Source organism: Methyloceanibacter marginalis, from assembly GCF_001723295.1.
GTDB classification, from domain to species: domain Bacteria; phylum Pseudomonadota; class Alphaproteobacteria; order Rhizobiales; family Methyloligellaceae; genus Methyloceanibacter; species Methyloceanibacter marginalis.
The window spans coordinates 1-7,696 of sequence record NZ_LPWD01000088.1 but is presented as its reverse complement, the minus strand read 5'-3'; the positions used below and the strand labels follow the sequence as shown (position 1 = coordinate 7,696).

Annotated in this window: 9 protein-coding genes; 6 read left to right on the top strand and 3 right to left on the bottom strand. The window is 62.6% G+C overall.

Features of this window, described 5'->3' with window-relative positions; genetic code table 11:
- Window positions 1–678, bottom strand: a 678-nt coding sequence (locus tag AUC71_RS04025) for a vWA domain-containing protein (RefSeq protein WP_069623225.1), incomplete at its 3' end; no start/stop codon positions are given.
- A 137-nt stretch (window positions 679–815) separates the two neighbouring features.
- Here AUC71_RS04025 and AUC71_RS04020 point away from each other — a divergent pair.
- Genes AUC71_RS04020 through AUC71_RS04010 form a run of 4 tightly spaced genes read left to right on the top strand, consistent with a single transcriptional unit; the run spans window position 816 to window position 4,703 of the window.
- A complete protein-coding gene (locus AUC71_RS04020) occupies window positions 816–1,862 on the top strand; it encodes an AI-2E family transporter (RefSeq protein ID WP_069623224.1) in 1,047 nt (348 codons plus the stop codon).
- Between the two features lie 9 nt (window positions 1,863–1,871).
- Complete coding sequence (locus AUC71_RS20790) at window positions 1,872–2,453, top strand: hypothetical protein (RefSeq protein ID WP_244500790.1); 582 nt, start codon at window positions 1,872–1,874, stop codon at window positions 2,451–2,453.
- Window positions 2,402–3,664, top strand: a complete 1,263-nt coding sequence (locus AUC71_RS04015) for a metallophosphoesterase family protein (protein ID WP_244500789.1) — start codon at window positions 2,402–2,404, stop codon at window positions 3,662–3,664. The genes AUC71_RS20790 and AUC71_RS04015 overlap by 52 nt, the downstream gene beginning before the upstream one ends.
- A gap of 4 nt (window positions 3,665–3,668) precedes the next feature.
- Window positions 3,669–4,703 carry a patatin-like phospholipase family protein gene (locus AUC71_RS04010; RefSeq protein WP_425283352.1) on the top strand — a complete coding sequence of 345 codons (1,035 nt, stop codon included), beginning with the start codon at window positions 3,669–3,671 and terminating at the stop codon, window positions 4,701–4,703.
- A 63-nt stretch (window positions 4,704–4,766) separates the two neighbouring features.
- Here the strand turns inward: AUC71_RS04010 and AUC71_RS04005 are convergent, their stop codons facing one another.
- Window positions 4,767–5,288, bottom strand: coding sequence for an HdeD family acid-resistance protein (locus AUC71_RS04005; protein ID WP_158007690.1), 522 nt, complete (start codon window positions 5,286–5,288; stop codon window positions 4,767–4,769).
- Window positions 5,289–5,554: 266 nt separating this feature from the next.
- Here AUC71_RS04005 and fdhD point away from each other — a divergent pair, with 266 nt between their 5' ends.
- Complete coding sequence (fdhD, locus tag AUC71_RS04000) at window positions 5,555–6,373, top strand: formate dehydrogenase accessory sulfurtransferase FdhD (protein WP_069623227.1); 819 nt, start codon at window positions 5,555–5,557, stop codon at window positions 6,371–6,373.
- Between the two features lie 11 nt (window positions 6,374–6,384).
- Here fdhD and AUC71_RS03995 read toward each other — a convergent pair whose 3' ends face one another.
- Entirely contained in the window at window positions 6,385–7,131 is a 747-nt protein-coding gene (locus AUC71_RS03995; protein ID WP_244500788.1) for a transferase, read from the bottom strand.
- Window positions 7,132–7,490: 359 nt separating this feature from the next.
- On the opposite strand from AUC71_RS03995, the gene AUC71_RS03990 reads away from it, so the two are divergent.
- The coding region (locus AUC71_RS03990; RefSeq protein WP_141701436.1) for a hypothetical protein at window positions 7,491–7,696 on the top strand (206 nt) is incomplete at its 3' end.

The window sequence follows — 7,696 nt, the reverse complement described above, 5'->3', positions numbered from 1 at the left end:
GAGCGTCTTCTCGAACGCCTCGACCAGCTCCTCCTGGCTCTCCGCGGTGATGTAGAGGCCGCCGGTCTCCTCGGCGAGGCATCTGACATCGAGCGCGCTCTGAGCCCCGGTCCAGAAGGCCGTCATGCGAAACCCGATAACGTGAACCGTGAGCTGCAGGCCCTGCGCCTTCAGCCGCTTGCCGAGATCGCAAGGTGCGCCGTCGCAAGTTTCCTCCCCGTCGGTGAGCAAAACCACGACGCCGGGATCGGTCTTATAGTGTAGAACCTCGGCCGCCTGCTCCACGGCGGCCGTCAACGGCGTCTTCCCCGACGGGTTCAATTCGCTCACATCATGCAGGATGCGCTGCGCCGCGTTGGGCTGAGGCTTCAGTTTGAGCTCCACGTTGCATTGCTTGTAGGAGCCCGGCCCGTAGGTGATGAGCCCGATGCGGCGATAATGGACCACGCGCGGCAAAGCCTGAGCGAGGGCTTTGCGCACCTCGTCGATGCGCCGGATCTTTGAGCCGATGCCTTCGGCCAGGCTACCGGCCATGGAGCCTGACGCATCGAAGACAATCATGGCGTCCTCGGTGCATGGCGTTGGGGACTCTTCGGCGGCGGCCGCGGTCATCGATCCGGCAAGAAGCACGATCAATGCGAGCGCGCCGCGCCGTGCGCAATCTGTGAACCTGTTCATTGCGGGACCTTAGCGCATGGCCTCGGTCGAGCGCCAGCGCAGGGGAAGAGCAAAAATCCCTGGCGTCGGCAAGCGCCATCGGCCAAGCTGCCAGCCTTCCGGGCGGTCCGTGGGACCCAAACAGATTGGTCAACGCCATGCCGGTGACGGACCGTCTAACTTTGAGCCTGCTCGCGGTATGCACTGCGATTCTCGTGGTCATCGCGCTCTACCTGGCCAGTGCGATCTTCGCGCCCTTAGCTTTTGGTCTCTTTGTGCTGGCGCTCGTTTGGCCGATGCAAAAGGCGCTTCAGGAGCGCATGCCACGCGGATTGGCGCTGTTCCTGACGCTCTTGGCGACGATCGTGGTGTTCTTGGCCTTCGGCTCGGTGGTGGCCTGGGCGCTGAGTAGCATCGCCGATTGGCTAATCACCAACATCGCGCGGTTTCAGGCTCTCTACGTGCAAAAGACCGATTGGCTCGAAGAGCACGGCATCTTTGTCGTGGGCACGCTGGCGGACACCTTCGACGTGGGGTGGCTCATTCGCATGTTTCAGGAAGTGGCGCGGCAACTCAATCGACTCGCCGGGTTCGGCATTCTGATTTTCGTTTTCCTGATGCTCGCGCTTCTGGAAACCGAAGAGTTTCGCCAACGACTGGCGCAGCTGGGCAAGCAAGAACAAGGCGGCAAGCTCATCGACGCCGCGCGTGAGATTGCGGTCAAGTTCCGCAAATACATGATCGTGCGCACGCAGCTCAGCATTCTTACCGGGCTGGCCGTTTGGGGTTTCGCCTCCCTCGCCGGCGTTGAGCCGGCGCCCGCTTGGGGCCTCCTGGCCTTTGCGCTGAACTACATCCCGTTCATAGGCTCCTTCGTCGCCACGCTCCTGCCGGGCATATTCGCCATGGTGCAATTGGACACGTGGCTCGGTATCGCCCTCGTGTTTGCCGGGCTGGGAATCATCCAATTCCTAATCGGCAATTACCTCGAACCTCTCGTCGCCGGCGCCGCGCTGTCCATCTCGCCCTTCGCCGTGGTGTTCGCGGTGTTCTTCTGGGGTTTCCTGTGGGGCATACCCGGCGCCTTCATCGGCGTACCTATTCTGATCACCGCGATCGTGATCTGCGCCCAATATCCGTCAAGCCGATGGATCGCGACGCTCCTGTCAGGCGGCACTGCGCCTGATCACTCCGCCAAGAGCTAGCCCGGATCGATGGCGCGCAAAGGTCAGGCCGACAAAGTGGGTTTCGCACCGATCCTCGATCCCCGCGCGGGAGACATCGAGGACGACGCATCGAGCACCAAACGCCGCTCGATGTTGTCGCTCGCCGGAAGCCTGCTCGTCGAGATCAGCCTGCCGAAGCTGATCGTCGCGTGGATCCTTCTGCTCGTCGTGCCGGGGCTCCTCCTCGGATTGGCACCGCTCGTCATCTCGTCGTGGTTCGGCATGGTCGTGAACAAGGTCGCATCGGCCTTTATCGGCATTTGGTCCGCGCTTCTGTTCGTCGGCGTCGTGGCAGTGGGCTGGTATGGCTGGCGCACGCTATTTCGCATGATCGAGAAGAATTTCTGGGCACTGAACTCCATCGTGGTCCAACCCGCTATGCCGCGGCTCGAGAGATCCTGCGTCACCTCGCCGAGAAGTTCATTGCCAAGACCGCGAGCGAGAGAACCCGCGCGCGGCTACGCGCCGCGTCCGCTGCGGTTGCCGGGGTCGTCGTCTCGGGCCTCGCCGTTCTCGTCTTGTGGCTCGTCTGGCCGAGCGCCCATCTCTTCGGACACATCTCCGAGGTGAGCAGCTGGAGGGACCTCGTTCCCGTCACCCTTGCCAACAGCGTCGTCCTGATCACCGCGTACTTCGCCATTGCCGCGCTCGTCTGGGGCTTCGTCGACGCGACCATGGCCGAGCCTCGCAGCCTCAAGACCTTCTACGAAGGCGCGGTCACGGGACGTAAATGGCGCGTCGTGCACCTCTCGGACATTCATGTGGTCGGCGAGCGTTATGGCTTCCGCATAGAGAGCGGCCGCTCGGGCCCGCGCGGAAACGACCGGCTCAAGAAACTGTTGGGGCAACTCGAAGACATCGACGCCAAGGATAGGCTGGACGTTATCCTGATTACCGGCGACATGACCGATGCCGGCATCTCCACGGAGTGGGCGGCGTTTTTCGAGATCCTCATGGCGCATCCCGGTCTTGCCGCGCGCACGCTGATCCTGCCGGGCAATCACGATCTCAACATCATCGACCGTGCCAATCCGGCGCGCATGGATCTGCCCACGAGCCCGGACCGGCCCTTGCGTCAGCTTCGTTCGCTGTCCGCGATGAACAGCGTTCAAGGAACGCGCGTCCGCACCGTCGATCTGGAGGCCGGCCGCTTGGGGGCGACCTTGGAGGAGCTGCTGAAACCCCATGTGGAGGAAATCAAGCGTTTCGCCGATGTCGCCCGGCCACGCTTCTCCACGACGCTTCCCGAGCTCTGGACCAAGTCTTTCCCCATGGTCATCCCACCGGAGACGGAAAACGGCCTCGGCATCGTCCTCCTGAACTCGAACGCCGACACGCACTTCTCTTTCACCAACGCGCTCGGCATGGTTTCAGCGGGGCAAGTGCGCGGCATCGAGATTGCCCGCGAGGCCTATCCGAAGGCCTGCTGGATCATCGCCCTCCACCACCATGTGATAGAGTATCCTTGGGCGGCCAAGGCGCTGTCGGAGCGCATCGGCACGGCTCTGATCAACGGCAACTGGTTCATCCGAAGCATGAAGCCGCTCGTGGGGCGGGCCATCCTGATGCACGGCCACCGGCACATCGATTGGATCGGCGAGTGCGCCGGCCTGCCGATCGTCTCCGCTCCCTCCCCGGTCATGGAGGTAACGAACGAAAAACCGACCGCTTTCTATATTCATACGTTGACGACCGGCACCGAGGGGCGCCTCGAGATGTTGCGCCCCGAACGCATCGCCGTTGCAGGCGAACCTTTCGCCGACGAGCATCGGCCGGGATGACGCAATGACCGATCGCGAGCCGCTCCTTGTCGATCTCGCTCTGCAAGGCGGAGGATCGCACGGCGCCTTCACGTGGGGCGTGCTCGACCGGCTCCTGGAAGAGCCTTGGCTGACCATCGAGGGCATATCGGGCACGTCGGCCGGGGCGATGAACGCCGCCGTTCTTGCCGACGGTTCTCGCGAGAGGGCCCGGCCGGCGCGCGCGCCGCGCTTGAGGCTGTTTTGGCGAAAGGTCTCGGACGCGGCGCGGCTGAGCCCGTTTCAGCGGTCGCCGCTCGACATCCTTTTCGGCCAATGGACGCTCGACTACTCGCCCGCCTTCATCGCCATGGACCTGATGTCGCGGCTGGTCTCGCCTTACGAGCTCAATCCGCACGGCGAGAACCCGCTGCGGGCAATTCTCGATCAATGCATCGATTTCGAACATTTGTCGCGCAGCCCGATAAAGCTGTTCGTGACCGCCACGAACGTGCACACCGGCCGCGGCCGTGTCTTCCGCAACAACGACATCACGCCGGACGCACTGCTTGCTTCCGCCTGCCTCCCTACCCTGTTCCAGGCAATCGAGATCGATGGAGAGAGCTATTGGGACGGCGGATACTCGGGAAATCCGACAATCACGCCCCTCATTCGCGAATGCCGTTCGACGGACACCATTCTCGTCCAGATCAACCCCATCGAACGGAGGGGCACGCCACGCACGGCGCGAAACATCCTGAACCGGCTCAACGAGATTTCCTTCAATAGCGTTCTCCTGAAGGAGCTCCGCATGATCGCGCTCCTCCGGCAGGCCTCAGATCCTGGGGACAGCGAAGGCGCACGCTGGTCTCATATGCGCATTCATCGCATCTCGAGCGAGCTCCTGCTGAAGCTCGGCTACTCGTCGAAGCTCAACGCGGAATGGTCGTTTCTCTGCATGCTGCGCGACCAAGGCCGCGAGGCGGCGCCGCGTTCCTCAAGACGAACAGCGGCGACTTGGGGCATCGCTCCTCCCTCGACCTGGATGCTCTGCTGCAAGGCGTCTGAGGAGAAGCGGTAGCCGTCATGGGGGGCAAGCCGTGAGGGTCGCGAGCCTACGGCCCAAGCAACCCTCACTGAAACTCTACCTTCGGACCTTGAACGCCCAGATGATCAGGACCACGCCCTGAACGAGCAACAAGATGCCGAAGACCAGGGGAACGGCGAGCGCCGCCACCATCGGCGAGCCGAGCAGGATTAGGCCGATCACGAAGTTCACGAAGCCGAAGATGAAGGAGCCCACGCCGCCGCCGGTGAAACCGCCGATCATGGCGAACACGCCGATGACCAGGCCGAGAACGCCGAGCCAAACCACGATCGCCGTCGGCAGCACGATGGCCGCGAACAGCGGATGCCTCAGCACGATGATGCCGGCGACGATGCCGAGAACGCCGATCAGCAACGACCAGTACCAAGGCACGGAGCTGTCGACGAAGACGCGCACCAATTCGAGCACGCCGACGAAGAGCCAATAGAACCCGAGGAAAATAACGAGGGCGACCAAGGTCGATGCTGGGTTCGTGATCAGCAAAATGCCGAAGATGATCGCCGCGATCCCTTCGAGCAGAAACACCCACCAGACATCCGACTGATCTTTATGCGCCAAGCTGCAGCCATTTTCGATAATCCTCCCTGTGCCGCCGCTGTTGAGGAGCCGGCGAGCGGGCAGCAACTCGACCGACGACGCACATTACGGTAGGTCTCAAATTATACGCCTTCTGTTTCAGGAATACCGTACACGCCTCCTTCCCCTTGCTTTTGGCTGGTTTTCAACCGGGGAATCCGGGTGGCAGCGGGCGCCTGCTTGACCTATTTAGAAGGTGATTCTTTTGGTTGCGGCAGCGATTGCCGCGCCTCGAAGCGGAGACAGCCATGCCGCGACCCGTTGTCCGCGTTCCCCGTTCGAGCTGGCGTGCCACCGGCACCGCCGAGAGCGAGCGCGCGATCCCGGAGGAAACGGCCATCGCCTTCACCTTCAACACCGCCTCCTACGCGGTGATGATGGCGAGCCCCCAGGACCTCGAGGACTTTGCCGTGGGCTTTGCCCTGACCGAGGGCGTTGTGTCTTCTCTCGACGCCATCGACACGATCGAGGTGGTCGAGGAAGAGATCGGCATCGAGCTGCGGGTCTGGCTCAAGGCAAAGGATGCCGCGGAATTCTTGGGCCGCCGCCGCAAAATGGCGGGCCTACCGGCTGCGGCCTGTGCGGGGTGGGAAAGCCTGATCGAGGCGATGCGTCCGCCCCCGGAAGTCGGCGACGGACAGGTGCTGACGCCGGACCAGATCATGACGGCCGTGAACTCGCTGTTTCCGCAGCAGGCGCTCAATCGCGAAACCCGCGCCGTCCATGCCGCGGGCTTCTGGGACCCCGCGCGAGGCCTGGTGGCGGTGCGCGAGGATGTCGGCCGCCATAATTCGCTCGACAAGCTCGCCGGCGCGCTGGCCCGCGACGGAAGCACCGCCGAGCAAGGCCTCGTCGTGCTGACGAGCCGGGTTTCCGTGGAGATGGTGCAGAAATCCGCGGCCATCGGCGCGCCGATCATTGCCGCCGTGTCGGCGCCGACCGCGCTCGCCGTACGCATGGCGGACGCTTGCGGCATGACGCTCGTGGCCATCGCGCGGAAAGACGGCTTCGAGGTCTTCACTCATCCGCGCCGCATCAAGGGCACGCTGGAAAGCCACGTCGCTTAAGCCGCCGCCTTTTAGGAATACGCCACCCAGACGTTCGGCTCCTCATAGGTGCCCGTCTGCTTGTCGACGTCGATCTTCACCGGGACAATGGCGCCCTTCAAGGCATAAGGCCCGGTTTGCTGGAAACGCTTCTTGGACCAGTTTTCCCAGAATCCAATGGGCTCATGCACAACCATGGACCGCTCGCACGGTCCCACGAGCCTGCCTCCCGAGGCGAGATGGCTACGCACCCAGGGATCGTAGGGCCGCCCCTTGGGGTCGGTCCAAGATAGGTATTCGGCGATAGGCGTCCAGGGGTGCTTGACTTTGCCGGTTGGACGCACCGGGACCACGACACCGTTGAATTCATTGCTCTCCGCCAAGCCGATGAGCGAGCGGATCATCAACCGCGCGTACCCTTTTGACCGATGGATGGCAGGCACCGACACGGCTAGCGCCCCAAGCATATTCGCCTGTTTGCCTTGTCGCCCGGCGGCGGTTTCGACCAGCCAGTCCCAGCCTTCCGGAGGCAGGTCGTCGGGGCTGGAGCAAACAAACGGTACGCTGTTGGCGACGGCGACCGGATAGCCGGTTTCCTCGTCCACGAGACAGAGCTGATACTCAGGATAGGCGTCTAGGAGATCCTGGTAATGCTCATAATGAGCCCTTGTGTAATTGAGATAGCCAAGCTCTTCCCAGGCGGCCTGCTCGATCGCAAGCGCCGCCTTTCTCAGCTCTGGGCTCTCGGCCCGGGACCGTATGGCGAGTTTTGCCGCCATTCTGCTCGAAATCCTGACAAATCGAGTCCGACGTATTCTGCCGGCTCCGTCTGGCGGACGGACCGACCCTCCCAGCGTTTATCGTTAATAAAGGGTAAACGGGCGTTCCGCAATTCGTTAATCAGTCTACGGTATTTGATTGTTCCGTAGCCTGACGATTGCGACGATTGCCGTGGCCAACGCGCGGTCTCAACCGGCTCAGCGGCAACCATCGACGAGGAACACGCAAGGGCAGGTGCTGCGCGGCAACCAAAATTTGAGGTTTCGCAGCTATTTACCGATCCAGACCTGAGTTGACGCGGATTCTCAAATTGTCCCTTTCCGAGCGAGATCAAATTCTGCACGGCGACCTTCGGCGGTTGACCACCCTGATTTCGGTGGCCATCGCCTTCTTCGGCCTGCTGCTCCTAGCGATCATCGCCTATGCCGGCTGGTCGGCGAACCAAACCGCGGTCGACAGGGAACGCACCCTTCTCGACAACGCCTTCAACGAGAGCATCCTGCGCGTCTTGAACGAGCAGAAGAGCATCGCCTGGTGGGACGACCCCGTCGTCAAGATCACCGA

Coding starts and splice junctions, on each gene's coding strand:
- AUC71_RS04020 (WP_069623224.1), top strand. CDS start 816: ATGCCGGTGACGGACCGTCTAACTTTGAGCCTGCTCGCGGTATGCACT.
- AUC71_RS20790 (WP_244500790.1), top strand. CDS start 1,872: ATGGCGCGCAAAGGTCAGGCCGACAAAGTGGGTTTCGCACCGATCCTC.
- AUC71_RS04010 (WP_425283352.1), top strand. CDS start 3,669: ATGACCGATCGCGAGCCGCTCCTTGTCGATCTCGCTCTGCAAGGCGGA.
- fdhD (WP_069623227.1), top strand. CDS start 5,555: ATGCCGCGACCCGTTGTCCGCGTTCCCCGTTCGAGCTGGCGTGCCACC.
- AUC71_RS03995 (WP_244500788.1), bottom strand. CDS start 7,131: ATGGCGGCAAAACTCGCCATACGGTCCCGGGCCGAGAGCCCAGAGCTG.